The sequence below is a fragment of the Streptomyces sp. NPDC107521 genome (genome assembly GCF_055598485.1).
Map to the genome: position 1 here is coordinate 1 of NZ_JBVKAT010000036.1, position 25,208 is coordinate 25,208.

A 25,208-nucleotide genomic window follows, 5' to 3' on the forward strand; every position below is an offset into this window, starting at 1 on the left:
AGACCGGTGTGTCGCGGCATTTTCTGACCCTAAGACCGTGCGCACTAGGGGGGGGGGGGTGGTGGCGGGGCTCCCGGGAGCCCCGCCACCACCCCGCCCTCCGTCGCCGCTCAGCCGGACCGGGGCGGGTGGGGCATCCACACCCCGGGCTCCGGGTCCGGGCAGTTCCGGCTGGGCAGGTGGTCGATCATCCGCGACAGCTCACCGAACAGATCGGCCAGCCGTCCCATCTCCGTGCGGACCTCCTCGCGCCGACGGCGCAGTACCACCGCGGCGTCGCCGCAGGGACAGGTGCCGGTGTCGCGGATGCTGAGCAGGTCCGCGATGTCGCTGAGCCGCAGTCCGAGCCGCTGGGTCCCCTGGATGAACTTCATCCGGTCCACCGCGTCCTCGCCGTAGCGGCGGTAACCGGCACTGGTGCGGGGCGCCTTGTGGAGCAGCCCGAGACGCTCGTAGTAGCGGATGGTGTCCGGGGTGGAGCCCGACAGCCGGGCCAAGGCCGCGACGGACAGCTCGTTTCCCCGGGGCTCCGATGGGGTCATCGCGTCAGCTCTCCTTTCGCACGGGGCGGGACGGCCGCGGGAGACGGCCGGGGCCGGCACCGGTGACGCACCGGGCCGGCCCGTGGTGCCGAAGGGACGTCAGTAGCGGTACAGCTCGTTCTTGAAGGGGCCCTCCACGTTCACGCCGATGTACTCGGCCTGCTCCTTCGTCAGCGTGGTCAGCTCACCGCCCAGTGCCTCCAGGTGGATGGCGGCCACCCGTTCGTCCAGGTGCCTGGCCAGCCGGTGCACCCCCTGCGGGTAGGCACCGTGCCGGGTGAACAGCTCGATCTGGGCGATCACCTGGTTGGAGAAGCTGTTGGACATGACGAAGCTGGGATGCCCCGTGGCGTTGCCCAGGTTGAGCAGCCGCCCCTCCGACAGCACGATGACGGAGTGCCCGTCGGGGAAGGTCCACTCGTCGACCTGGGGTTTGACCGTCTCCCGGCGGGCACCGCTGCGGCGGGCCAGCCCGGCCATGTCCAGCTCGTTGTCGAAGTGGCCGATGTTCCCGAGGATCGCCTGGTGCTTCATGGCGGCCATGTCCTCGGCCATGACCACGTTCTTGTTGCCGGTGGTCGTGATCACGATGTCGGCGACCGGCAGCACCGACCGCAGCCGGGCGACCTGGTACCCGTCCATCACGGCCTGCAGGGCGCAGATGGGGTCGATCTCCGTGACGATGACGCGCGCCCCCTGTCCCGACAGGGCCTCCGCAGCGCCCTTGCCCACGTCGCCGTAGCCGCAGACCACCGCGACCTTGCCGCCGATCAGCACGTCGGTGCCGCGGTTGATGCCGTCGACGAGGGAGTGCCGGATGCCGTACTTGTTGTCGAACTTGGACTTGGTCACCGAGTCGTTGACGTTGATGGCGGGCCAGAGCAACTCGCCGTCGGCATCCATGCGCTCCAGGCGCATCACACCGGTGGTGGTCTCCTCCGTCACGCCCGTGATCTCCGAGGCGACGGCCGTCCATCTGCCGGGTGCGGCGGCGAGCGACGCCCGCAGCAGCGAGAGGAACACGGTCCACTCCTCCGAGTCGTCCTCCCGCGCGGCGGGCACCGCGCCGAGCCGCTCGTACGCGGCACCCTTGTGCACCAGCATGGTCGCGTCGCCGCCGTCGTCGAGGAGGAGGTTGGCGGCCCGGCCGCCGGGCCAGGTCAGCATCCTCTCGGTGCACCACCAGTACTCGGGGAGGGTCTCGCCCTTCCAGGCGTACACCGGCACGCCGCGCGGTGCCTCGGGGGTGCCGTCGGGTCCCACGACGACGGCCGCCGCCGCGTGGTCCTGGGTGGAGAAGATGTTGCAGGAGGCCCAGCGGACCTCCGCCCCCAGCGCGACCAGCGTCTCGATGAGGACCGCCGTCTGCACCGTCATGTGGAGCGAACCGGAGATCCGCGCCCCGCGGAGCGGCTGTTCCCGGGCGTACTCGGCGCGCAGGGACATCAGCCCCGGCATCTCGTGCTCGGCGAGGCGGATCTCCCTGCGGCCGAACGCGGCCAGTGACAGATCGGCGACGGCGAAGTCGAGCCCGTCGACGCGCCGTACCCGGTCCTCGTGCGGACCGGACGGGCCGGAGGCATCGGACGGGCCGGAGGGATCGGACGGATCGGACGTGGCCGGGGTGTCGGACATGGGTGAACTCCCTTATGTGTCGGTGGACTTGACGCATCGCGGCGCGCCGGGCCGTGGACCGCCCGGCGCGGGGGCCGGGCCGGTACGGCGGGCGGTGGAGGACGAGGCCGGGCGGAGACCGGTGCCCCGGACGGCGTGGATCGGGACGGCCCCGGGCTACGGCGTGCCGGGTGGGCCGGCCTTGGCCCGGCGGCGCCGGGTGAAGTAGGAGACGGGCAGGATCGCCAGGCTCACGCACAGGCCGAGGACGATGACGGACAGGCCCCACTGCGCCCCGCCGAAGAGCAGCAGGACCGCGTTGAGCACGCACAGGACCACGGCCAGCGGGCGGGCGTAGCGGCCGAGCCGGAAGCTCCCGGGCCGCCCGGCCGGGTGCTTGCGCAGGACGAGGTAGGCGAGGGGCAGCAGGACGAACACGACCATGTAGCCGAAGTTCGCCGCGGCCACCACCCGCACGATGTTGGTGCCGAACACGACCAGCAGCAGACCGATGATCGCGCCGTCCCCGACGATCGAACCCACCGGTGCCCCGCGTTTGTTGACCTTTCCGAAGGCCGCGGGCAGATGGCCGTCCTGGGCCATCTGGTAGATGGTCCGGGAGGAGCCGATGATGAAGGTCTCGGCCGCGAGGATGAGCACCGCCGTCAGGCCGAGCTGGACGAACAGCTCTCCCGCCGGGCCGAGGAGCACCCGGCCGGCGATGGCGAACACCTCGAAGGGGTCGCCCTGGACGCCCTGGACGCCGGAGAGGGCGAACATCGAGACGGGCACGGCCGCGAAGGCGACGAAGCAGATCACGGCCGAGGCCGACATGACCCGCTTCATGGTCCGCTCGGGCCGTCTGATCTCCGCGCACACCGTCGACGCCATCTCCGCCGAGTAGGCCGACCAGCTCGCGACGAAGCTCCACTTGGCGATCAGGGCGATCTGCGATCCGAGCCCGCCGTCGGAAGCGGCTCCTTCGGGCAGCGCCGAGGGGAGGACCTGGGAGAGGTCGGCGGCGTGCGGCCGGACGAGGGGGCTGACCACGATGATCAGGACCACGGTCACCGCCACCAGCGCCAGCGCGCTGTTGATCAGTGTGGACAGCCTCAGCCCCAGGGCGGTGACGACGTACAGCACGGCCGCGATGGCGAGGGCCAGTGCGACGGGCGGCACCCCCGGCAGCCACTGGTCCCGCAGGAACGTCCCGGCGAGGATGAGGTTGACCGCGATGCCCGGGGTCCACGCGAACCAGTAGCACCAGGCGGACAGGGCGCCGATCGTCGGGGAGCCCTTGGGCCGGACACGGTAGGCGAACTGCGCCGTTCCCCCCGCCCGTTCCGGGAATCGGGCGGCGAGTTCGGCGATGAGGAGGCATTGAGCGGCGCCGACGGCGGCGGTGGCGATCCAGACCCAGATCGACACATTCCCGAGTTCCTCCGCCATGGCACCGAGCGAGACCACCACCATGAGGGAAGCGCCGGTGGAGACCAGAATGGCGGTGAGCCATGATGAGGTGACCGGCAAGCGACTTTGTCCGGGGAAGAGGGATTCTCCCGGATCTCCCGCGTCCGCCTTCGTCCGTGCGGGCAGCATGGATTCCGATCCGTTTGCGACCAATTTTGCTCCAGCCGACCAGGACGGCGAATGCCGTCAGCTTTTTGAGCAGGGGTGATCCTGGAACAGACACGGGGAAGGGGGTGCGCTTCTGCGCACGGCCACAAGAATGACGTCATCGAATAGTGATGACGGTGGCAATTCCGTGGGATTCACGGGGCAGCGCTCGACAGGGCAGGAAGCTAGACCATGCCCGGCCCGCAGGGCAACAGGTTGGCCGACTGGCCGAAAAGGATGGCCGAAAACCACGGGAAGGGGCTCGCGCGGCGGCGGCCGTGGCCGGTAACGGCGCACGGGCCCCGGTTCCCCCTGGCCGGAAAGGGGGAACCGGGGCCCCGGCCGTCCCCGGCCGGACGCGCTACGGGCCGGCGGCGGGCGCCGCCGGGTCCAGTCCGCACCGCTCCTGGAGCGTGCGGTGGCACTCGGTGGTGAGATGCCCGTCAGGGCCCATGAGGGGACACTCGCAGAGCGTGGGGCAGTCGCAGTCCAGGGCCTGGTCGATCAGTTCCAGTAACCCGCTCAGGGTCGCGATCTCGCGTTCCACCTCGCTCCGGCGGGCACTGGCCAGACGGCGCCAGATGCCCGATCCGCTGGTGTTGCCCTCGAGGAGCGCGGAGATTTCGGCCAGGCTGAAGCCGATCTTCTGGCATGTCTTGATCATGGATAGCCGGTGCAGGATGGCGGGCGGATAGTGCCGTCGTCCGGCGACCTTCGCACCCTCGGGAATCAGACTGCAGCGCTCGTAGTACCGCAGGGCCGAGGTGGCGATGCCTGCTCTCCGTGCCACCTCGCTTATCGACAGGAGCTTGTCTTCCATGACTCTCCCCCCGTTGTGTTGACTTGAAGCTGACTTCAACGAGCACACTACCGTTCGAGAGATCAGCCATCCAGGCCCTTGCTCCACACAGAAAGGACATGGGCGGTCCTGTCCTGCTCGCAACCGAATGGGCGTTTCCCGTGGCACGGGCGAACCATTCATCGCGGTGTTCGATACATGGACATGATCTCTCCGGGCGCACGGGGAACGGCCCTCAGGAACGCGCATGGCAACGCATCGACACAGTGCCGGGTTTAGGGACTCCCTTCATGGGGAAGTCGAAACAACTGCTCTGAGGAGTGACGTGGCTAATCTTCTGAAGAAGGCGTACAACGCGACATGGGGCAGGTATGTCTTCGCCGGGATGTACGACAGGTTCCTGTCCCACGTGGAGAAGCAGGGCCTCGGTGAGAAGCGCGCCGAGATGCTGGCCCCGGCCTACGGGCGCACGCTCGAACTGGGCACCGGAACCGGTCTGAACCTGCCGCACTACCCGGACACCGTCAGCGAGTTGATCCTCACCGAGCCCTACCCGCCGATGGTGGCCAAGCTGGAGGAGAAGGTCCGCGACGACCCGCGGCGGATCCAGCTCACCGTCGCCGGCGCGGAGAAGCTGCCGTTCCCGGACGCCAGCATCGACACGGTGGCCGCGGCGATGATCCTCTGCACGGTGCCGGACCCCGACGTGGTGCTCAGGGAGATCGAGCGCGTCCTCAAGCCGGGCGGGCAGTACCTGTTCCTGGAGCACGTCCGCAACCGCAACCCGAGGATCGCCCGCCGCCAGGACTTCATCCAGCTCGGCTGGTACTGGTTCGGCAACGAGTGCCACTGCAACCGCCCGACCCTCGACACCCTCGCCGGCTCCGGCCTCGACGTCGTCGACCTCCAGGAGTCCAAGATGCCGGGCGCCTGGGAGTTCATCGAGGCCATGGCCATCGGCCGGGCCGTCCGGCGCAAGGAGGGCGACCCGGCGGGCGAGGAGAGGAAGACCCTCAGGATCGGCGCGGGTGCCGCCGGCAAGGAGTCCGACTGCGGGTGCTGACGTCCGGGCCGGGCGGGTGTGCCGGCCCCTGCCCCGCACCGGCGGGGGCGCCGGGCCGCCGACCCGGGCGGACGCGGACGGCGACGCCCGCGTCCGCCCCTCGTCACCGGCCGTCGTCAAGGACGGCCGGCCGTCGCAAAGGATGACTCGTGACCCGCATCACCGCCGCCCCGCGGCCGTCCGGGGACCTGCTCTCCGGGGCGTGAACGGATGCCCGTGACACACCTGTTGACGGTCGCCGAGGTCGCCGCCCGTTCCCGGCTCAGCCCCAGCGCGGTGCGCTACTACCACCGGCTGGGCCTGCTGACGGCGCACCAGGGGCGGCGGGGCGGCCACCGGCGGTTCGACGAGGCCGTCCTGGAGCGCCTCGGGTTCATCCGCTCCGCCCAGCGCCTCGGCCTCACCCTGGCCGAGATCACCGAACTGCTGGCGGTGCGCGACGGGCGCCCCGGCCCGGGGGCGGACCGCCTGCTCCGCCGCCATCTGCGCACGCTGGAGGCGGAGCTGGAACTGCTGGCGGGGCTGCGCGAGGAGATGACGTACCTGCTGGACCGGCACCGGGAACGCGAGGCCCGCCCGGACCGGACCGCCGGGCTCCGGACCGACCGCCCCGCCCCGCCCCCCGCCCGCGCGCACCCGGCCGAAGGTGGATGACCTTGCCCAGAGACCGCACCCCGCCCCCGTACCTCGCCGCCGTCCTGCTCCTCGCCGCGACCGCCGGCGGCGCGCTGGCCTGCGTCGCCCCCAGCAGGGAGGAGGCGGTGGCCCGGACCCTGCTCGCGCTCGCGCTCGCGGTGCTCTGCGCGTGCGTCCTGGCCGTCCGGCGGCAGGACCGCCGCCAGGCGCGCGGGCGCGCCGGCGGTGGCCGGGAAGGGGGCACCGGGTGACCGTCGCGGTTGACCTTCGAGACGCCTTGAAGGTCTAGGGTGCGGAGCGTGAGCACAATGCTGATCTCAGAGCTGGCCGGCCGCGCCGGAGTGCGGCCGAGCACCTTGCGCTTCTACGAGAGCATCGGTCTCCTGCACGCGGACCGGAGTGCCGGCGGATACCGGCTCTACGACGAGGACGCGCTCAAACGCCTCTCCTTCATCACCACGGCCAAGCAGCTCGGTCTGCCGCTGGAGGAGATCGCCGATCTGCTCCGCGTCCGCGACTCGGGCGAGTGCACCAGCGTGAAGGAGGAGCTGCGCTCCCGGCTGGTGGCCAGGATCAGGGACGCCCGCCGGCACAGCGAGAACCTCGGCACCTTCATCGCCACCCTCCGGCGCGTCGTCGAGCGCCTCGACGTGCTCCCCTCGCGCTCCGGCCCGTGCGACCCGACCTGCGACGTCCTCACCGACCGGGAGCCGGGCGGCCGCACGGCCACCGGGCACACCGGAGCCCCTGGCGGCCCCGGCACCCCAGGGCACACGGTGACCGGGCCGGCGGCCCGCGCCGGGGACACCGGCCGTGGGCGCGCCGCCCCGGTGGCCTGCTCGCTCACCTCCGCCGCCTTCAGCGACCGCGCCCAGGAGTGGCGGACCGTCCTGGCCGGGAGCACCTCCGAGCCCATCGACGACGGGCTCCGGCTCACCCTGCCCATCGACCGCGCGGGCACGGTCACCGAGCTGGCCGTCGCCGAGCAGGGGTGCTGCCCCTTCTACGACTTCCGCCTCCACCTCGACGGCACCGTCCTCCACCTGGAGGTCCGCTCACCCGTCGAGGGTGCGACAATACTGGCCGAACTTTTCACGCCGTCCTCCTGACCCCGCCGCCCCAGAGACCCCGCCGCCCCAGAGAAGAGTGCGCCCGCGCCATGCTCGTCGTCCGCTCCGTCACGTTGTTCGTCCTCGCCGCGCTCCTCGAGATCGGCGGCGCCTGGCTGGTGTGGCAGGGAGTACGGGAGCACAAGGGCGTGGTCTGGGCCGGGCTCGGGGTCATCGCCCTCGGGCTCTACGGTTTCGTGGCCACGCTCCAGCCCGACGCCGAGTTCGGACGCATCCTCGCCGCCTACGGCGGTGTCTTCGTCGCCGGTTCGCTGGCCTGGGGAATGATCGCCGACGGCTACCGGCCGACCCGCTGGGACCTGATCGGGGCGGCCGTCTGCCTGGCGGGCGTCGCGGTGATCATGTACGCCCCGCGCGAGTGACCACGGCGGCGCCGCGGCCGGGCCATGTGCCCGGCCCGCGGCGACGCACCCTCCTCCCGTGCCGCCCGGCCCTCGCCCGGGGGAGGACCGCCGGGGGCGGGCCGCCGCCTCGCGACCGTCCCGTGCGGTGCCCCCGGAACCGCACGGTGCCGCGTGGGGCGACCGTGGTCCGCACTTGCGCCGGACGTCCTCTCCCGGGCCCGGACCACCGGGGGCGGGGCCGACGACAGCGGCCGTTTGACCCCGGGCGACGCGGGCCGCTTGGATACTGCGGTCGCGGAACGGCGGTGCGGGCGAGGACGGGGGACGGCGGGCATGCGGAGGACGGACCGGCTCGGAGCCCTGCTCGGCCGCGGACTCGGGCCGCGCTTCGGCTGGCTCTGGGCGGCCTACGGGACCAGCGCGCTCGGCACCTGGCTGGCCTTCGGCGCCTTCCCGCTCATCGCGGTCCAGGTGCTGCGCGCGGGACCCGCCGAGGTGGCGGCGCTCGCCGCGGTGGGCTCCCTGACCGGCGCGGTCCTCGCCGTACCCCTCGGCCCCTGGGCGGAGTTCCGTCCCAAGCGGCCGGTGCTGGTCGCGGCCGACCTGGTGCGCTGCGCGGCGCTGCTCACCGTCCCCGCCGCGTACGCCCTCGGTGTCCTCACCTTCCTCCAGCTCCTGCTGGTCTCCGCCGTGGTCGCGGCGGCCGACATCACCTTCCGCGCCGTCTCCGGCGCCCACCTCAAGACGCTGCTGCGGACGGAGGACCTGCTCACCGCCAACGCCCGCTTCGAGTCCACGGCCTGGACGACCACCATCGTCGGCCCCCCGCTCGGCGGCGCGGCGATCGGACTCCTGGGCCCGGTGGCGACGGTGGCCGCGGACGCCGTCAGCCATCTCCTCTCCGCCCTCGGCATCCGCGCGATGGGCGGCGCGGAACCGCCGCCGGAGCGGCGGAGGGCCGCACACCACCGGCCCGGTGACCTGCTCGACGGCTGGCGGTACATCCTCGGTGACGCCGCGCTGCGGCCCCTGTTCGCCAACACCGCCCTCTTCAACGGCCTGGTGATGGCCACCCAGCCCCTGCTGGCCGTCCTGATGCTCGGCCGCCTCGGCTTCGCCCCCTGGCAGTACGGCCTCGCCTTCGCCGCGCCCGCCCTCGGCGGACTGCTCGGCGCGCGGCTGGCCCGGCCGCTCGCCGCCCGGTTCGGGCAGTACCGCCTCCTCACCGCGGCCGGGACGCTGCGCGCGGTGTGGCCGATCGGCCTGGTGTTCCTGGGGCCGGGCCCCGGAGGGCTGCTGCTGGTGATCGGTGTCGAGTTCGGGCTGATCCTCTGCTGCGCGGTCTTCAACCCGGTGTACGCGGCGCACCGCCTCCAGCGCACCGCCGCCGACCGGGCCACCCGGGTGCTGTCGGCGTGGGCGGTGACGACCAAGGCGTCCGCCGCGCTGCTCACGGCGGCCTGGGGGGTGCTGGGCACCCTCCTCGGGCCCCGGGCGGCCATCGGCCTGGCCGGGGCTCTCCTGCTGGCGACCCCGCTCCTGCTGCCCCGCCGCGCGACGGCGGACCTGCCGGCCCCGGAGGCGGCGGCCGTCACCGGAGCACCGGGCGGGGACCGGGCCTGACGCGGGGCGGCCCCGCCGGACGGTCACGGGGACCGGCGCGCCCGTGGCCGGTGGTGAAATTGGGATGCGGACGGGGCCCGGTGCGGCGACGATCGGGGCGTCAGCCGACGGTGGGCCGTGGCCGCCGTGGCCGCCGTGGCCTCGGCCGGGTCCGTCGTCGGTCGTCGAGTACCCCCGTCCCGTGACCGCCGTCGTCCCGGGCCCGCCGTTCCGCGCCGGGCGCCGGCCGTCCGTCCGTCCTCCAGGAGTCCCAGTGATCCAGCGCGTCACCGTGCCCGGTCTGTTCCCGCCGCCCGCCTACTCCCACGCCTCGGTCGTCGAGGCCGGGACGAGGATCGCCTTCCTGGCGGGCTCCGTTCCGCTCGACGCGGACGGGAAGCTGGTCGGGGAGGGGGACCCGGTCCGCCAGGCACAGCGGGTGATCGAGAACCTCACCGCGCAACTCCACGCCGTCGGCAGCGACTTGGCGCACGTCCTCGCCACCGATGTGTATGTGGTGAGCGCCGAGCCCGCGGTCCTGAGCGCCGTGTGGGACGTCGTCGAGGCGTCCGGCCTCAGCACCGGCCCCCACTCCTCCACCCTGATCGGTGTCAACTGCCTCGGCTACACCGGTCAGCTGGTGGAGATCACCGCGACGGCGGCCGTACCGGAAGGGGACCGCGCCTGACCGGCACGGCCCGCTCGTGACCGGCACGGCCTCGTGGCGAGCGGTCGCCCTGTCCGGGCCGTCGGCGAGCGAGGAGCCCGCCCGCTGCCCATTGCTTGAGCGCGCCCGGCGGGGACCGGCCCGCGAACCGGGCGGCCCGCGAACCGGAGGGTCGGCGCACCGGGCGGTCGGCGCACCGGGCGGGCTGCCGTCAAGATCCTCTCCGGGCGCGGGGCGAGGGCCCTCCGCGCGCGGGAGGTGCCTGCGGACCCGGCCGGACCGTGCCCGACGCGACGCCGGGCGCGGCTGCCCGCCCGGGGGTAGAGACAGGCGGGCGGTGGCCCGACGCCGGTCCACCGCCCGCAGGCGCCCGGAAGTGACCGGCGTGCGACCGGGCCCCGGCGCCGCGACCCGACGGGGTCGAGGGGGCGCTCGCGCACGGTCCGTCATGATCGACACCTCCTCTCCGTCGCCGCGCACCCGGGCCCGTCAGGGGCCGCGTGTCACGGGGAGCGGGGGATTCCCCTGGTCAGGGAAGCGGTCCCGGCGAAGTGGGCCGAGGGCGTCCGTCGCGGCGCGGGATCCGGCGGTGCGGGGGACTCTGACGGGCTGTCATTGGTATGGACATGCCCAATGGCTCGGGCTAGCCTCGGACTTGGTCTAGACCGCGTCGGACGTGTGCCCTCCGGTTGTTTCCGTACTGCCGCCTCGTCCTCACCGTTCGTTCCGGCAGCGCATCCGAGGTGTGCGTCCGCCCCACCCGCAACCCAGGACCACGGGAGCACACCATGCGCAAGAAGCTCACCTCATTACTCCTCGGCGTCGGTATCGCCGGAACGGCCCTCGTCGCGACGGGCGGCGCCGCCCAGGGCCACGGCTACACCGACTCGCCCGTCAGTCGCCAGCAGCTCTGCGGCAACGGCACCGTCCGCGGCTGCGGACAGATCCAGTGGGAGCCGCCGAGCGTGGAGGGCCCCAAGGGCTTCCCCGCGCGCGGGCCCGTCGACGGGACCATCTGCGCGGGCGGCATCGGCCGCTTCTCCGAGCTGGACGACCCGCGCGGGGGCAACTGGCCGGCCACCAACCTGACGGCCGGCGCCTCCCACACCTTCGTCTGGAAGATCTCGGCGCGCCACGCGACCACCGACTTCCGGTACTACATCACGAAGGACGGCTGGGACCCGACCAAGAAGCTGACCCGGGCCGACCTCGACCCGCAGCCGTTCCTCACCGTCAACTTCGGTGGCCGGCTGCCCTCTTCCACGGTCACCCACACCGGCGTCCTGCCGCAGAAGAGCGGCCGGCACCTGATCCTCGGTGTCTGGACCATCGCCGACACGGGCAACGCGTTCTACGCCTGCTCCGACGTCAAGTTCTGACGTCCCCGGGCCGGGGCCCGCGCATCGCCGCGACTCCCCACCCGTCCCCGGCCCGCTGACGAAGACCGCCGCCGGACCCCGGACCGCTCCCTGGTCCGGGGTCCGGCCGCCGTGCGCTCCCCGCACCCGCCCCGTCGTGCCCGGTACCACCGGCCGGCGCGCGTCCGGTGGTACCGCGTCGGCTCCCTGTGCCTCACTCGGGCCCCGCTGCCGATGCGGACGCCGAGGCCACGGCCTCACCGACGCGGGGCGGGACGGGCGGAGTACTACGGCACCGCGGCGGCCCGGAGCGCCGCTCAGAGGCCGTCGCAGAGGGACCGGACCGTGTCGAGTTCCTCGCGCAGCCCGGGGTCGGTGAAGTCGGCGAACCGGGCCTCCTGCAGGTTCTGCGTCCGGCGCGTGGCCTCGGCCAGCGGCTTGTACGCGGGATCACCGGCCGCGGCCGAGGCGGACAGGGAGACCGCTGCGATGAAACGATTCAGCGCGATGTCTCCCTTCGGCCCCTCGGCCAGGTGGTCCGACTCGTGGAAGCCCCGGACCGCGTCGCAGGCGTGCCGGGCGTCGCGGGCGGCGTCGCCCCCGGCGGATCCGCCGCCACCGCTGAAAGCCCAGGCGGCACCGACCCCGCCCGCGCCCAGCACGAGTCCCCCGACGAGGGCGACGGTCAGGGCCGTCCGGGACCGGCGCGCGGTCGCGAGGGGACCGGGACTGTCCGGAAGACCGCCCCGCACGGGCGGTGTTGACGAAGCCATGCGGCGAAGGATACCGACCGATGATCATCGCGGGCCCGGGGCCGTTCACCGCCCGCCGTTCCCCGCCCCCGCGGGGGACCCTGAGGTCACCCACCGGCCCCGAACGACCGCCCGCAACCCCGCAACCCCGCAACCCCCAACCGGTCGTCCGCACCCCCGGAGATCCCCGCGACCCCCAACCGGTCGTCCGCACCCCCGGAGAGCCTCGCCACCCTGGAGAACCCCGCACCCCGGAGAACCCCGGAACTCCGCAACCCCGGAGCACCGGCGGGCCGCGGCGGGCACGCGGTTGCCCCGCCACGGAAACGCGCGGGAGCGGTGACGAAGCACCGGACGGGCACCGGCCCCGCCGTGTCCACCGCGTGCCCCACCGGCCCGTCGGGGAACGGGGCCGACCGCACCGCGCGGCCACCGGTACAGCGAGAGCCTCCCAGGACCTGCGTGGCGCGGACCGGCGCGCGGTGTTCGGTGTCCACGGCGACGACTGCGTCGACACCGAGGTCGACGCCCCTCTCGTCACCGGGCGTCTGCCCGCGCGGGACCTGACCTGCGAGGCCCGGCCCCGCTGACCCCGCGAGCCCGCGTTCCGCCGAACCGGCGGCCGGCGCGCGCGAGGGCGCCGGTCACCGCGGGCCGGGAGTGCCGTCCGGGCCCCGGAGCGTGCCGAGCGCTTCGTCCACGGTGGCCCGCAGGGTGAACACCCGTGTGACATCGGTCAGTTCCAGCAGCCGCAGCACCGGCGGCGGGGCCCCGGCGAGCACCAGCCGCCGCCCGGCGTCCCGGTGGGCGGCCCGGGCCGCGAGGAGGGTGTGCAGGAAGGCGGAGTCCGCGAAGCCCACGTCCGAGAGGTCCAGGACGGTGTCCGCCGCCCCGTCGTCCCGGGGTACGGCCAGCGCGTCGGCCAGAAGGGCGGTGCCGTCCAGGTCGAACTCCCCGCCGGCGCGCGCGATCCGCACACCGCCGGTGTGGGTCACGGCCACCCGGGCCTCGGCGTTCATGGCCCCATCCTCGCAAACGGCCGCCGGGCCGGGGCAGGCGGGACCGCCGTGGCCCGGCCCCCGGGCGGGGCGGGCCGTCATGATCCGTGCCCGGGGTCCGGGACCCGCGGGGCGACGGCGGCGCGCCCCCGGGAGAGGAGGGCGACGGCGCGGGGGAAGTCCCGCACCTCGTCCCGGAGCAGGACGAGCGCGGGGTCGAGGACCAGGGAGGGCACCCCCCGTGCCCGCAGGACACCGCCCGTCCAGCCGAGGAAGCCGGTGAACAGGGTGTGGTCGTCGGTGTACAGGGCGGCGGCGAGGAAGTCGACGATGTGGGCGATGTCCTCCGCGGTGCGTTCACGCCGGACGCCGGTGAGGTCCAGGGACTCGGGCGGCCGCTCCTCCAGCCCTGCGAGGACGGCGCCCACCAGACGGCGCTTGCCGCGGGTGACGAGGGTGTACTCCTGGTCGGCCAGGTGCGGGAGGTCCTCGACGCTCTGCCGGACCCGGCCGGTCCCCTCCCGGGACAGGCCGCGCCCCAGGACCCGTACGGCGGCGCGCGCGTCCGGGGCCCAGGCGTCCGCGCCCAGCATCCGGGCGTAGCGGCCGTCGGGGCCGAAGGCGGCGCCGCCGACGAGGACCGGAAGGCCGGCGGCCTGGACCGCGGTGATCGCCGTGTGCGCGGCCGGCAGGCGTGTGGGCAGGGACGACGACAGGGCCAGCACGGCGCGGGAGGTCCGGTGCAGATGGGCGATCAGACGCGGGGTGGGGACCTGCGCCCCCAGGAAGTCGACCGGGTGCCCGTGCCGGCGCAGGACCTCGGCGAGGATGCGGGCGGGCAGCGCGTGCCACTCCCCTTCCACACAGGCCACGGTCACGGCGGCGGAGGTGGCGGGCGAGGGTGCCGGGACGCGGCGGGACAGCGCGGCGACGACACGCTCCTGGATGGCGGTGGCCGCGTGTTCCTGGGCCACGGTGAGCCGGCCGGCCGCCCACTCGGCGCCGATCCCGCGCTGCACCGGGGCGATCACCTCCAGCAGGACGTCCACGGCGTCGGCCCCCGCGTCCACGGCGTGGGCGACCGCCCGGTCGGCGCCGTGCTCGTCCCGCTCGGCCAGGGCCCGCCACAGTTCCTCACGGGCCCGCCGCAGCGGGATGACCGCGTCGGCGGCGGGGGGAGCCGTCACGCGGCGCGCCCGCTCCGGACGGCCCCGTCCGCGACCTCCGGGGAGGCACCGGCGGGAAGGGCGCTCCGGGGCGTGGTGATCGCCATGACCGCGATGTCGTCGTGGGCGTTGCCGTCGAGCCACTCGGCCACCCGGAGCTGGATCCGCTCGACCACGGCCTCGGCGGGCATCCCGGCGCAGTCCCGCAGCGCCGCGCGCAGCCGCTCCTCGCCGAACAGGGTGTCGCCCAGCGGGCCGCCCCTGGCCTCCGTGACCCCGTCGGTGTACAGCAGGCACGTCTCGCCGGGGCGGAGGACGACCTCGGTGGTGGCCGACCTGATGTCGGGCAGGACCCCGACCACCGTGCCCCGGGTGTCGGTCTCGTGGACCGTGCCGTCGCGCCGCACGACCAGCGGCGCGGGATGCCCGGCGCTGGTCAGCCGCAGCCGTGTGGTGCCGCCCCGGGACCGTACCGAGGCGAGGACCAGGCTGGCGAAGCGGGTGTGCCGGCCGGTGAGCAGGGCCCCGTTCAGCAGGCCCAGCAGCTTGCCGTGGTCGTCGGCCATCGGCAGCAGCGCCTGGAGGGTGTTGCGGATCCTGCCGGTCAGGACGGCGGCGTTGAGGCCCTTGCCGCACACGTCGCCCAGCACCGCCAGCGTCTCGTGCTCCCCCTCGGTGCCCGGGTGGACGTCGTAGAAGTCCCCGCCGACGCGTTCGGTCTCCCGCGAGGCGCGGTAGCCGCCCGCGAACTCGACGCCGTCCACGCGCCGCAGCACCGGCGGCAGCAGTTCGGCCATGAGCGTGGCCGTGATGTCGTGCTGCTCCCGGTACAGATGGGCGGCGGACAGGGCGGCTCCGGCGCGCGCGGCGAACACCCGGGCGAAGACCTCCTCGGAGGCGTCGAACTCGGCGTGGCCGCAGCGGCGCAGCAGGATCAGCGCCCCGGCCGGGAAGCCGTGTCCCGGCAGCGGGGTCACGACCACGGACCCGACCGTCCCGGCGAAGCCCTCCGGCACCGCCCAGCCGGGCAGGGCCGCCGGGTCCGTCCACCGCGAGGGGACCGGCGGGAAGCCGCGCAGCGCCTCGGTGAGTCCGGGGACCTCGTCCGGGTCGACGCGCGCCGACCGGAGCGTGACGGTGTCCCCGGTGGCGACGGCCAGCGGATGACGCCTGCCCGTGGCCGGGGCGACGAGGACGGCCGCGTCCGCGAGGAAGCGGGCGGCGAGGCGCGCCGTCACCTCCATGCACCGCTCGGTGTTGAGCGAGGCGAGCAGCCGGCTGGAGGCGTCGGCGAGGAAGGCGGTGCGCTCGCGGGCGCTGCGCAGCTCGGCCTCGGCCAGTGATCTGCCGGTGTCGTCGACGAGCCACCACACGACGCTCCCGTCGTCGGTGGGCGTGGGGTGGGCCTCCAGCGAACACCGCCCGTGCCGGCCGCGCACCGGCTCCGGCGTCTCCGCCGTGCCGGCGGCGGCCCGCCGGTGGGCGTCCGCCAGCCAGGCGGGGGCGGCGTCCCCGAGCCGTGCGCCGGGCAGGGCGCGGGGGAACAGCGCGGCGGCCCGCGCGTTGGCCCGGGTGACGGTCCCGGAGGGGGCCACGACCAGTACGGGGTGGGGTGCGAGCAGCCACGTCTCCCCCGGGGAGGACAGCGGCTCCGGTGCGGCGGGAGCCGTGTCCGTCGCGCCGGGCGTGCTCACGCGGCCCTCGTACGGCCGGGAACGGCGCGGCGGGGACGGCCCCCGGGGGCCTTCGGCGAGGTGCGCGGGCGGTGGCGGGTGTCCGGGGTCATCGAGGGGTCCTCCGGTGGGGGCGGGCGTCGGGTCCTTCCCTCGGCGGCCGTCCTGGGGACAGCCCGCCGGGGAGCACCTGCCTTCCCAAGCACCGCCACCGAGAGTACTGACTCCCGCCGGTCGTGCAAACCGTCCCTGGTGGGGCGGTGCGCGGAGCGGCGTGCGGTCCGGACACCGGGCCCAGGCCGCCGCCGGCCCCTCCCCGGGACGGTCACCGGAGCATTCCGGAGCGCTACAGTGAGCCGGTGACCACGCCGCAGGAGGACGAGTCGGCCGTACTCGACGGAACGGCCCGGGAGTCGGCCGTGGAGCGGCTGCGGGAGGCGTACGCGGAGGGCGACCTCTCGCACGGGGAGCTGGACGAGCGCCTCGGCCTGGTGCTCGCCGCCCGGACGCACGGCCAGCTCGCGCGGGCGCTGGACGCGCTCCCGCCCGCACGGCCAAGGACCGCCTCGGTGATCGCCGCCGCCGCCGGACGCGTCCGGCGGCGGGGCGCGTGGGTGGTGCCCCGGTACCTCAAGGTCGAGTCCGCCTTCGGGACGGTGCGGCTGGACCTGTCCCGGGCGGTCATCGAACACCCCGTCGTGGACATCGAGCTGCGGCTCGGGACCGGTGGCGCCAGGATCATCGTGCCCCGCGACGCCGTCGTCGACGTCGACGGGCTCGTCGCCGGCTGGAAGGACCTGCGGTACAGGGCCCCGCGACGTACCGGCCCCGGCGGGCCCAGGGTGCGGATCTCGGGTGCCGTCGGCTTCGGCCGGCTGAGGGTCCGTCACGCCCGGTGGCGTTGAGCCGCCGCCCGGAGCGGACCTTCCGGCGGGTTCCGGGCGGCCCCGGACGGGCGGAAGCCCCCTGCCCGGGCGGCGCGGGAGCCGCCGCCGGGACAGGGGGCCGCCGCGGCCGGACCGGCCCGGTGAGCCTGCCGCCGAGGGTCACGCGTGGCGGTGCGAGCGCCGGTCCCCGGTGAAGAGGCGGTACAGGGCCAGCAGGATCACGGATCCGGCGATGGCGGCGATCCAGGTGGAGAGGTCGAAGAACCCGTCGATGGAGTCGACTCCCAGGATGACCTTGCCGAGCCAGCCGCCGAGGAGTCCGCCGACGATGCCGATGAGCATGGTGACGATGATGCCGCCGGGGTCCTTGCCCGGCATCAGCGCCTTGGCGATGGCTCCGGCGAGCAGACCGAGGATGATCCACGAGATGATGCCCATGATGCGTCTCCGTTCCGTCGGGTAAAGACCGCGTCAGCTCATCGTGTGTACGGTCCGCGCCCGAACAAACCTCTTCCCCGGGCACTCTTCGCCCTCGGCGTCCAACACCCGCTGCGATCAGGTCACTTGGGAGCCGCTCTCCGAACCCGGAACGGTCGCATGCCGTGCCGGCCGGCTGACGGGTCCGAGGGTGCCGGGCCGGGCCGGGGAAGCGGAGCCCCGAACGGGGCGTCGGCGGGGGCCCGGTGGCCGATAGACTCACCGCGACGTGTGGAGAGCACGGTCACCGGGTCGACGAAGTCCGGGTGCGAGCGACCGGGCCGATGCCGTCGGAGGGTGCCGTCCCCGGCCTTCGCGCGGGAGGGAAACAGAACCATGAAGCCGTCCGATCTGCTCGTACTCGCAGCCTTCCTCGTCCCCGCGGCGGCGCTGGCCGCCTACCTCGGGGACGGGTTCGCGAGCCAGGCCGTCCTGGCGCTGACCGCCGGCGGGGGCGGGGTCTACGTGGGCACCAGGATCAAGGACCGGAGGCGCGGCAACTCGCGCTGATCCGCGCGCCCCGCCGTGCGGCGCACGGACTTCCGGACGCGACCCCCAGGGAACGGCCCGGTGCCAACCGCGCCCCGGCAAAGACCCCGTACGCGTCCCCTCGGCCCCGGCACACCCGGCGAAGTCGCGCGGGGCCGGCCTCGCACCGCTCCGCGACACCCGGCGGCGGAGCACCGGACCACCCCGGACCCTCACCCTAAACCTCAAGGTGAGAGTTCGAGGTGTCCGGAGTCCCGCCGTCGCCGGGGCGGTCGCTCGGTGCGACCGGTTCGGGGCGTCGGCGCGTTCCCCGGGCGCCGGTCCCGGCGCGGTGCCGCCGGCCCGGGCCCCGCCGCCCGGGGCGGGGAGCTCGCGACCGCACCGCGCCGTCTCAGCCGCCCGCCCGCGCGGTCCTGGCGGTCCGGGCCTGCCAGCGTCCGTCGCGGTGCTCGATGCGGATCGGATGGCCGAAGCACTCGGTCACCCGCTCCGTGGTGAGCACCTCGTGCACGGGGCCCGCGCTGAGCACCCGGCCCTCCTTGAGGAGCACGGCGTGACTGGTCGTCTCGGGAAGCTCCTCCAGGTGGTGGGTCACCAGGACGGTGGCCAGCTCCGGCTGGGAGCGGTGGAGGTGGTCGACGGTGTCCAGGAACTGTTCCCGGGCGGCGACGTCCAGTCCCGTCGAGGGCTCGTCGAGCAGCAGCAGGGGCGGGTCGGGCAGCAGGGCGCGGGCGATCAGGGTCCGGCCCCGTTCGCCCTGCGACATGGTGGGCCAGGTGGCACCGTCCGGGTCGCGCAGGCCGAGCAGGCCGATCAGCCGGTCGGCGCGGGCGAGCACCTCCGGCGACGGCTCCCAGCGGGGCACGCGCTCGGTCGTGCCGGTCGCCCCGGTCAGGACGACCTGCCGCACGGTGAGCGCGGAGCGCAGCGGATGGCGGGGGTCGACGTGCCCGATCGACTCGCGCAGCCTGCGGATCTCGACCCGGCCGAGGCGGTGGCCGAGGACGCGGACCCCGCCTCGGGTGGGATGCGTCCGGGCCCCGCACAGGCCCAGGAGGGTGCTCTTTCCGGCGCCGTTCGGCCCCAGGAGCGCCCAGTGCTCCCCGGCGCGGACGGTGAGGTCGACGCCGGTGAGGATGTGACGGGAGGAACGGACGAAGTCGACGCCGTCCACGCGCAGGATCTCGGTTCCGGTCATGCCCGTACTTCCTTCGTCTCCGCCTCGGTGCCGGTCGCGTCGCCCGCTGCGGTCCGCGCCGACCCGGCCCGCCGCTCCCTGAGACCGAAGGACAGGGCGAAGCCGAGGGCGATCAGGGCGGCCAGGACGACGAACACGAACCGTACACCGGTGCCGTCCGCGACCCGGCCCAGCAGGGGACTCACGACGCCGCCCAGGGAGAGCGTCAGTCCGAGGGTCACACCCGAGGCGACCCCGATCCGGTTCGGCAGGTAGGAGTGGGACAGGGTGATCTGGGCCGCGAACGGGACGAACAGGCCGAGCCCCAGCACCGCGGTCGCGACGACCACCACCGACGGCGCCGGGGCGAGCACGATCGCGCCCATGGAGACCGCCGCCAGCAGATAGCCGCCACGGACGGTCCGCAGGCGTCCGAAGCGGTCGGCCAGCCGCCCGCCGGCGAGGGTGCCGAGCGCGCCGGCGGCGGGGAACACCGTCAGCGCGATCGACGCCGACCCGGGCGAGACGCCGAACCGCTCGATCGAGTACAGCGACACGAAGGTCGAGGTGCCCACATAGGCGACCGACCACATCGCCAGCACCAGCGTCAGCCGGCCGAACGCCCGCCAGTCGTCCGGCACAGGGGCCGGCCCGGACGCGACGGGCGAGGGCGCCGCGGGCGCGGAGCGGGTGAACACGCGGCGGCCCGACACCGCGACGTGCACCAGGGCCAGCACGATCGCGGGGACGATCAGCAGCCCCGTCCCGTCCAGCCCGAACCGGTTCACGACGAGGAGCACCGCCGACGGGGCCAGCGCGACGCCGACGTTGCCGCCCACGGAGAACAGGCTCATCGCCCCGCTGGTGCCGCCGCCCGCCTCGCGCGCCTCCATCGTCGCCGCCGGGTGGTAGGCCGCGACGCCGACACCGGAGAGGGCCATCACGATCCACACCGCCGTGTACGAGCCCGAGAGGGGGCCGCTCAGCGCCACACCGGCACCGGCGGTCAGCAGCCCGGCCAGGCTCATCCACCGCGGCCCGAACCGGTCGCCGAGGTGGCCGAACACCGGCTGGGCGATGCTCGACAGCGCGGTCGCGGCCAGGGTGATGCCCGCGACGGCGGCGTAGGAGTAGCCGGCGTGGAGCACGAAGAAGGGCAGCAGGGCGGCGACGGCGCCGGTGTAGAAGTCGTTCGCGGCATGCGTCGCCGTCAGTGCCCACAGGCCCCTCCGGTTCCTGGCGGGCGGAGCGGTGCTGGTCATGGGGATTCCTTCCGGGGGCGGAGATCCGCGCCCAGGGTCTTTCGTTTGGATCAGGCAGGACCCCGCGAGCCCGGCATGATCCAAACGAGAGGCCCTGGGCCGGGGCACGGGCGGGCCGTGCCGGAGGCGGGGGCGGTGGGAAGGACCGGCGGGAAGGGGGCTCCGCGGCAGGGCGCCGGTCCGTCAGTCCCTGCTGCGGCGGAGAAGAAGTCTTGCGATCATGGGATACACTCTACACAAGTCCTCAGACAAGTAGCGGAGTGAGTTGAGAATGAACCACGTCAGGAGGGTGCCGCTGGCCGACCAGGCCGCCGGGCTCCTGCTCGATCGCATCCGCTCCGGGGAGTGGCCGCTCGGGGCGAGGCTCCCCGGCGAGACCACGCTCGGTCCGCAGCTCGGCGTCGGCCGCTCCACCGTCCGCGAGGCCATCCGGCAACTGGCGGGCAGGGGAGTCCTGGAGACCCGGCAGGGCGCGGGCGTGTTCGTCACCGCGCTGGATGTCACCGAGGACTGGAACGACGTGCTGCGGCGCGCGGGGATCGTCTCGGTGATCGAGGCGCGCATCGCCATCGAGACCGAGGCCGCGGCCCACGCCGCCGAACGCCGCACCCCCCAGGCGCTGCGGGCGCTGCGGCGCGCGCTCGCGGAGCGGCAGGAGGGGCACGGCGGGACCGAGGACCACGTGGACGCCGACATGCGCTTCCACCGTGCCGTCGTCGCCGCGGCGGGCAACCCCGTCCTGCTCGAACTCTTCGACACCTTCGTGCCGAGGCTGCGGCAGGCCATGATCGACATGCTCCGGCTGGGCAGCCGCCTCGACGACGACACCGACCACGCCGCCCACGCCGACCTCGTCGAGGCCATCGCCGCCCGCGACGCCGGGGCCGCGCACCGCCTCAGCCGCACCCACCTGGACGCGCTGAAGGCCGGCCTCGGGCGGCCCGCAGGGCGACGGGTGCGGTCCGGCGGCCCCGAGGGGTGAACCGGCGGGGGCGGGAGGGGGCTTGAGCGGGGCTCCCGAAGGCGGCGGCCCCATGTGTCCGCGCGCTCCGGCCCCCGCCGCACCGGGAACGTCCCCGGAGGGATCGTCGTCATCCGGCCAAGGGGCCGCGCAGGGTGCGGATCCGCGCCCTTGCCCGGCCGGGACCGGGCTCTCTCGCGGGCGCCGCCGCCGGATCCGGTGCGCGGCGCGCCGCCGGAAGAAGCCGGGACGCGGTGGCGACGCGGACGGGTCGGCCGGTCAGCCGCTTCGCGGTGCCGGGGAGGCGGCGCGGGACGACGTCATCGCACGCCCCCGGGCAGGGTCACCTCTTCCAGCGCCCTCGGGTCGGCCAGCGCCGGCAGCAGACAGCGCCACATGTCCGCGATCCTCCGCGGCAGGTCCGCCCGCTCCGACGCGATCTGCGACATGATCTGCGAGCCGGTGAAGGCGGCGACCAGCAGGGAGGCGAACGCCGCCTCGTCCGCCTCCGGGCGCAACTGGCCCAGCCCGCGCGCCGCCGCGAGCTCCTGGTGCAACCGGTCGGACCACCACTCGTAGATCGAGTACTCCTGCAGTCCCGGCTCGCTCTGGTCCACGGCCAGGCGCACCCCCGCCCGCAGCAGGGTGTTGTGCTGCATCTGCTCGGCCAGGTACATGGTGGTGTCCACCAGCCGCTGGAGCCCCGCCTCCCCGGTGGGGAACTCCAGCTCGGCGGCCTGCTCCCGGATGACCGCGCGGGCCAGGCCCTCCTTGGAGCGGAAGTGGAAGTAGACCGCCCCCACCGTCACCCCGGCCCGGTCGATGATCTTCGTCAGGCTGGCCCGGGGATAGCCGACCTCGTTGAACACCTCCGCCGCTGCCCGCAGCAGCGTCTCCCGCGTCCGCACCGCACGCTCCTGCATCGGCCGTGCCATCGGTCTCCCACCCTTTCCGTAGCGAAGAGCCGCTATTTTTCTCCACCACCGATCAAACACCAGTCGGGGCGGGCCCGTTGGCGGGACGGGGGAGCCGGGGGGTCGCATCCGGGGGCGCGTCGGCCTCACGGGGGGTGTGCCGGGGCGGCGCACCGCACTCCGCGCGCGGTGCGCCGCCCCCGGAGCACCGGCGCGCTCCGGGGGGGAGGGGCGGGTCAGATGCGGGTCATGACCTCGTCCAGGGGCTTGCGGTGGATGTCGGGCACCTGGGCATCGTCGGCGGGGTAGCCGACGGGGATGACGTAGGAGGCGCGCTCCTCGGCCGGCCGTTCGCAGACCTCGTTCAGGAAGCGCATCGGGCTGGGTGTGTGGGTGAGCGTGGCCAGGCCCGCCTGGTGCAGCGTGGCGAGCAGGAGGCCGACGGCGATGCCGACCGACTCCTTGGTGTAGTAGGGGCGGGGCGAATGCGGTCCCTTGTGGACCTCGAAGACGACGATGACGGCGGGTGCCTGCTCCAGGAAGGGCTTGCTCGGGTCGGTACCGAGCGGCGCGAGGGCCTCCAGCCACTCGGCGGAGGCGCGGCGGCCGTAGAACTCGCGCTCCTCCGCCTCCGCGGCCTCGCGCAGCAGGCGCTTGCGGTCCGGGTCCGTGAGGACGACGAAGCGCCAGGGCTGGACATTGGCACCGCTGGGCGCGGTGGAGGCGGTGCGGATCGCCCACTCCAGCACCCCGTCCGGCAGGGGGCGGTCGCTGTAGTCGCGCACGGTGCGCCGGCGGGCCATCACGTCGTGGAAGGCGCGGGCCCGCTCCTCCGCCTCGATGGCGGGCACGGTCATCGGCCGGTGCGGGACGGTGGGGTACGTCAGGGTCGCCGACGTCCCGTTCGGCTCGTTGTTCTGGTCCATGGGAGCAGCACAGCATGCCCGGTGGCCTGCGGTAAACACCATGGCCGGGCCCGGTGTTGCGCGGTATGGCGCGCGGGGTGCGCCGCCTGGCCCCGCGCGGACGCCTCGCGGCGCGGTGGAGCCGTGCCGGGACGGCCACCGGAGCCGTCCGGCCGCCGTGCCGTCACGGCGGCGGGTTGGCGGTGCCGGGGTGCAGTCCGCGGCAGAGGCGGTCGAACGCCTCCCGCACCGCCGGGACGAGCGCGTCCCGGACCCGCGCGGGCGGCCGGCCCGCCAGGACGCCCTCCCGGATCTCCCGCAGGGCCGCCCGGTGTGTGCCCGCGAGGGCGCCCGCGAGCAGCGCGGCTCCCGGCGGGGCTGCGCCGTCCGGCGACTCGGCCAGAGCTCTGGCCAGGGCTTCCTCCGCGTGCTCACCGATCTCGCGCTCGCGGGCCCGCAGGGCGGGGCTGTCCTGGACGACCTGCCGGAACCGCGGCGCTCCGGGGTGCAGTCCGAGCATGGGGTCGCTCCGCCGCAGACCGTCGAGCAGGTCGTCGCGGACGGCCTCGACCGGGCACCCGCCGGGCGGCATGCGGCGCACGGGCGCGGCGAGGAGGTCCTCGGCCAGGGCCTGCCGGTCGAAGAACAGGTCCTCCTTGGCCGGGAAGTAGTTGAAGACGGTGTTCGTGGACACGCCCGCGTGGCGCGCCACCTCCGCGACCGTCACCCGGTCGAAGCCGTGCTCCAGGAACAGGGCCAACGCGGTGTCGGCGATGGCGGTCCGGGTCCGCCGCTTCTTGGTCTCTCGAAGTCCCACACGCCAATGATAGTGTCACCGCAAATTTGGAGTGACACCAAGAATTATGGGGTGCAATCTGCCATGAACATCGCCTTCGGCATCTATCCGGGCGGTCTGCTGGGGGACGACACGGGCATCCTCCGCCCCGTCCGCCCCGACCTGCCGGACCGCATCACCGGGGCGCTCGACGCGCTGCAGGGCACCGGGACGCTGTCGGTGCGCGCCTACCGGCCCTTCGCCGCCACGGTGCCGCAGGAGCCGCCGACTCCCGCCGATCCGGAGGCGTGCCTCGGGCCGGGGCGGGGGCTGGACCTCGTGCTGCCCTTCCGGGAACCCTCGGGCTCCCGGGACGGCTGGCCGGAGTTCGTCCGGGACGCCGTCCGCGCCCACGGGCCCCGCCTGCTGTCCCTGCAGATCTGCGAGGAGCCGAACGCGCGCCTGCCCATCCTGGACGGCAGCATCCCCCACGTCCTGGACGCCCTGGTGGAGGGCGTGGTGGTCGCCAAGCGGGAGGCCCGCGCGCTCGGGCTCGGCCTGGAGGTCGGGTTCAACGCGGTGCCCGTGTTCGACCCGGCCGACACCTTCTGGGCGGACCTCGGCGCGCTCGCCGACGAGGAGTTCCTCGACTGCCTCGACTACGTCGGCCTGGACTTCTTCCCCGATGTCTTCCGCCCCGTCCCCGCAGGGCGGTTGGAGGAGGCGGTCACCGCGGTCCTGACCGCCTTCCGGCACACCGACCTGCCCCGGGCGGGCATCCCCGCCACGGTGCCCATCAGGGTCTGTGAGAACGGCTGGCCCACCGGCCCGGGACGCCCCGAGCGGCGGCAGGCCGAGACCCTGGAGGCCGTGGTCCGCACCGTCGCCGGCCTCGCGGACGAACTCGGCGTCGACGCCTACTCGTTCTTCTCCCTGCGGGACGCCGACAGCGGAGGCGGGGGACTGTTCTCCCACTTCGGCCTCCTGCGCGACGACTACACCCCCAAGCCCGCCTTCGAGACCTACCGACGGCTCATCGGGGAACTGGGCGCCGCGCACCCGGCCCTCGCCCGCCGGACCGTGCCCCCGGCCTGAGCGCCGGGCCACGGCCGACTCCGTGCGCCGGGCCCGAGGGCGTGCCGGACGCCGCCCGCTCCGTGCCGCCTCGCGGGCGCCACGGGCCCGGACATGGTGCCGGGCGCCCCTCCCGGCACGGCACCATGACCGGCGGGGGAGGGGCGCCCGTGCGGCTCCGGTGGTGACGGGACGGGGGACTCCGCACCACCGGAGGTTCATCGGGGCCGGCGGCTCAGCGCAGGGTGTCGGCGCCGGCCCGGGCGAACTGTTCGTCGAGGGTGCCGGAGGGGGCGCCGGCGACGCCGATGCCGGCGATGGGGGCG

General features: G+C 74.5%; 26 protein-coding genes and 1 pseudogene. 12 read left to right on the forward strand and 15 right to left on the reverse strand.

Going from position 1 to position 25,208, the window contains the following annotated elements:
* Positions 1-110: 110 nt before the first annotated feature.
* From ACZ7LB_RS31320 to ACZ7LB_RS31335, 4 genes are all read right to left on the reverse strand, one after another.
* Positions 111-542, reverse strand: coding sequence for a MerR family transcriptional regulator (locus ACZ7LB_RS31320; RefSeq protein WP_471472998.1), 432 nt, complete (start codon positions 540-542; stop codon positions 111-113).
* A 99-nt stretch (positions 543-641) separates the two neighbouring features.
* Positions 642-2,177, reverse strand: coding sequence for an adenosylhomocysteinase (gene ahcY / locus ACZ7LB_RS31325; RefSeq protein ID WP_471473000.1), 1,536 nt, complete (start codon positions 2,175-2,177; stop codon positions 642-644).
* Between the two features lie 156 nt (positions 2,178-2,333).
* Positions 2,334-3,686 carry an APC family permease gene (locus ACZ7LB_RS31330; protein WP_471473002.1) on the reverse strand — a complete coding sequence of 451 codons (1,353 nt, stop codon included), beginning with the start codon at positions 3,684-3,686 and terminating at the stop codon, positions 2,334-2,336.
* Positions 3,687-4,134: 448 nt separating this feature from the next.
* On the reverse strand, positions 4,135-4,563 hold the full coding sequence (locus ACZ7LB_RS31335; protein ID WP_471473004.1) for a MerR family transcriptional regulator: 429 nt from the start codon (positions 4,561-4,563) through the stop codon (positions 4,135-4,137).
* 334 nt (positions 4,564-4,897) lie between these two features.
* Here ACZ7LB_RS31335 and ACZ7LB_RS31340 point away from each other — a divergent pair, with 334 nt between their 5' ends.
* The 8 genes from ACZ7LB_RS31340 to ACZ7LB_RS31375 all read left to right on the forward strand — a co-directional run bounded on the left by ACZ7LB_RS31340 (position 4,898) and on the right by ACZ7LB_RS31375 (position 11,393).
* Positions 4,898-5,635 carry a class I SAM-dependent methyltransferase gene (locus tag ACZ7LB_RS31340; RefSeq protein WP_471473005.1) on the forward strand — a complete coding sequence of 246 codons (738 nt, stop codon included), beginning with the start codon at positions 4,898-4,900 and terminating at the stop codon, positions 5,633-5,635.
* A gap of 216 nt (positions 5,636-5,851) precedes the next feature.
* A complete protein-coding gene (locus tag ACZ7LB_RS31345; RefSeq protein WP_471473007.1) occupies positions 5,852-6,289 on the forward strand; it encodes a MerR family DNA-binding protein in 438 nt (145 codons plus the stop codon).
* Entirely contained in the window at positions 6,286-6,522 is a 237-nt protein-coding gene (locus ACZ7LB_RS31350) for a hypothetical protein (protein WP_471473009.1), read from the forward strand. Before ACZ7LB_RS31345 ends, ACZ7LB_RS31350 begins: the two co-directional genes overlap by 4 nt.
* Positions 6,523-6,579: 57 nt before the next feature.
* Entirely contained in the window at positions 6,580-7,380 is an 801-nt protein-coding gene (locus ACZ7LB_RS31355) for a MerR family transcriptional regulator (protein ID WP_471473045.1), read from the forward strand.
* Positions 7,381-7,430: 50 nt separating this feature from the next.
* Positions 7,431-7,763, forward strand: a complete 333-nt coding sequence (locus ACZ7LB_RS31360; protein WP_471473011.1) for a YnfA family protein — start codon at positions 7,431-7,433, stop codon at positions 7,761-7,763.
* A gap of 315 nt (positions 7,764-8,078) precedes the next feature.
* The gene (locus ACZ7LB_RS31365) at positions 8,079-9,368 is read left to right on the forward strand and encodes an MFS transporter (RefSeq protein WP_471473013.1); all 1,290 of its coding nucleotides are present in this window, start codon (positions 8,079-8,081) and stop codon (positions 9,366-9,368) included.
* Between the two features lie 253 nt (positions 9,369-9,621).
* Positions 9,622-10,035 carry a RidA family protein gene (locus ACZ7LB_RS31370; RefSeq protein WP_471473015.1) on the forward strand — a complete coding sequence of 138 codons (414 nt, stop codon included), beginning with the start codon at positions 9,622-9,624 and terminating at the stop codon, positions 10,033-10,035.
* Positions 10,036-10,802: 767 nt separating this feature from the next.
* Entirely contained in the window at positions 10,803-11,393 is a 591-nt protein-coding gene (locus ACZ7LB_RS31375) for a lytic polysaccharide monooxygenase auxiliary activity family 9 protein (RefSeq protein ID WP_471473017.1), read from the forward strand.
* A 296-nt stretch (positions 11,394-11,689) separates the two neighbouring features.
* Here ACZ7LB_RS31375 and ACZ7LB_RS31380 read toward each other — a convergent pair whose 3' ends face one another.
* The 4 genes from ACZ7LB_RS31380 to ACZ7LB_RS31395 all read right to left on the reverse strand — a co-directional run bounded on the left by ACZ7LB_RS31380 (position 11,690) and on the right by ACZ7LB_RS31395 (position 15,982).
* Entirely contained in the window at positions 11,690-12,145 is a 456-nt protein-coding gene (locus ACZ7LB_RS31380) for a hypothetical protein (protein ID WP_471473019.1), read from the reverse strand.
* A gap of 623 nt (positions 12,146-12,768) precedes the next feature.
* On the reverse strand, positions 12,769-13,143 hold the full coding sequence (locus ACZ7LB_RS31385) for an STAS domain-containing protein (protein WP_471473020.1): 375 nt from the start codon (positions 13,141-13,143) through the stop codon (positions 12,769-12,771).
* Between the two features lie 77 nt (positions 13,144-13,220).
* Positions 13,221-14,309 (reverse strand): cobalamin B12-binding domain-containing protein, encoded by a 1,089-nt coding sequence (locus ACZ7LB_RS31390; RefSeq protein WP_471473022.1) that lies wholly within the window; start codon positions 14,307-14,309, stop codon positions 13,221-13,223.
* Positions 14,306-15,982: a PP2C family protein-serine/threonine phosphatase gene (locus tag ACZ7LB_RS31395; RefSeq protein WP_471473024.1), complete on the reverse strand. Its 1,677-nt coding sequence runs from the start codon at positions 15,980-15,982 to the stop codon at positions 14,306-14,308. Before ACZ7LB_RS31395 ends, ACZ7LB_RS31390 begins: the two co-directional genes overlap by 4 nt.
* Before the next feature lie 338 nt (positions 15,983-16,320).
* Between ACZ7LB_RS31395 and ACZ7LB_RS31400 the strand changes: the two genes are divergently transcribed.
* Positions 16,321-16,866, forward strand: a complete 546-nt coding sequence (locus ACZ7LB_RS31400; RefSeq protein ID WP_471473026.1) for a DUF1707 SHOCT-like domain-containing protein — start codon at positions 16,321-16,323, stop codon at positions 16,864-16,866.
* A 141-nt stretch (positions 16,867-17,007) separates the two neighbouring features.
* On the opposite strand, the gene ACZ7LB_RS31405 is transcribed toward ACZ7LB_RS31400, so the two are convergent.
* A complete protein-coding gene (locus ACZ7LB_RS31405; protein ID WP_471473028.1) occupies positions 17,008-17,286 on the reverse strand; it encodes a GlsB/YeaQ/YmgE family stress response membrane protein in 279 nt (92 codons plus the stop codon).
* 375 nt (positions 17,287-17,661) lie between these two features.
* Between ACZ7LB_RS31405 and ACZ7LB_RS31410 the strand changes: the two genes are divergently transcribed.
* Positions 17,662-17,835, forward strand: coding sequence for a hypothetical protein (locus tag ACZ7LB_RS31410; protein ID WP_471473030.1), 174 nt, complete (start codon positions 17,662-17,664; stop codon positions 17,833-17,835).
* A gap of 370 nt (positions 17,836-18,205) precedes the next feature.
* Here ACZ7LB_RS31410 and ACZ7LB_RS31415 read toward each other — a convergent pair whose 3' ends face one another.
* Positions 18,206-19,012, reverse strand: coding sequence for an ABC transporter ATP-binding protein (locus ACZ7LB_RS31415; protein WP_471473032.1), 807 nt, complete (start codon positions 19,010-19,012; stop codon positions 18,206-18,208).
* Positions 19,009-20,253, reverse strand: a complete 1,245-nt coding sequence (locus tag ACZ7LB_RS31420) for an MFS transporter (RefSeq protein WP_471473034.1) — start codon at positions 20,251-20,253, stop codon at positions 19,009-19,011. The genes ACZ7LB_RS31415 and ACZ7LB_RS31420 overlap by 4 nt, the downstream gene beginning before the upstream one ends.
* 271 nt (positions 20,254-20,524) lie before the next feature.
* Between ACZ7LB_RS31420 and ACZ7LB_RS31425 the strand changes: the two genes are divergently transcribed.
* Positions 20,525-21,235 (forward strand): FadR/GntR family transcriptional regulator, encoded by a 711-nt coding sequence (locus ACZ7LB_RS31425; protein WP_471473036.1) that lies wholly within the window; start codon positions 20,525-20,527, stop codon positions 21,233-21,235.
* A 299-nt stretch (positions 21,236-21,534) separates the two neighbouring features.
* On the opposite strand, the gene ACZ7LB_RS31430 is transcribed toward ACZ7LB_RS31425, so the two are convergent.
* The 3 genes from ACZ7LB_RS31430 to ACZ7LB_RS31440 all read right to left on the reverse strand — a co-directional run bounded on the left by ACZ7LB_RS31430 (position 21,535) and on the right by ACZ7LB_RS31440 (position 23,850).
* Complete coding sequence (locus tag ACZ7LB_RS31430; RefSeq protein WP_471473038.1) at positions 21,535-22,149, reverse strand: ScbR family autoregulator-binding transcription factor; 615 nt, start codon at positions 22,147-22,149, stop codon at positions 21,535-21,537.
* Between the two features lie 215 nt (positions 22,150-22,364).
* On the reverse strand, positions 22,365-23,054 hold the full coding sequence (locus ACZ7LB_RS31435) for a nitroreductase family protein (RefSeq protein ID WP_471473040.1): 690 nt from the start codon (positions 23,052-23,054) through the stop codon (positions 22,365-22,367).
* A 163-nt stretch (positions 23,055-23,217) separates the two neighbouring features.
* On the reverse strand, positions 23,218-23,850 hold the full coding sequence (locus ACZ7LB_RS31440) for a TetR/AcrR family transcriptional regulator (RefSeq protein ID WP_471473042.1): 633 nt from the start codon (positions 23,848-23,850) through the stop codon (positions 23,218-23,220).
* 51 nt (positions 23,851-23,901) lie between these two features.
* Between ACZ7LB_RS31440 and ACZ7LB_RS31445 the strand changes: the two genes are divergently transcribed.
* The gene (locus ACZ7LB_RS31445) at positions 23,902-24,903 is read left to right on the forward strand and encodes a hypothetical protein (protein WP_471473044.1); all 1,002 of its coding nucleotides are present in this window, start codon (positions 23,902-23,904) and stop codon (positions 24,901-24,903) included.
* 214 nt (positions 24,904-25,117) lie between these two features.
* On the opposite strand, the pseudogene ACZ7LB_RS31450 reads toward ACZ7LB_RS31445, so the two are convergent.
* A pseudogene (locus tag ACZ7LB_RS31450) lies at positions 25,118-25,208 on the reverse strand (heme-binding protein); the annotation flags it as partial.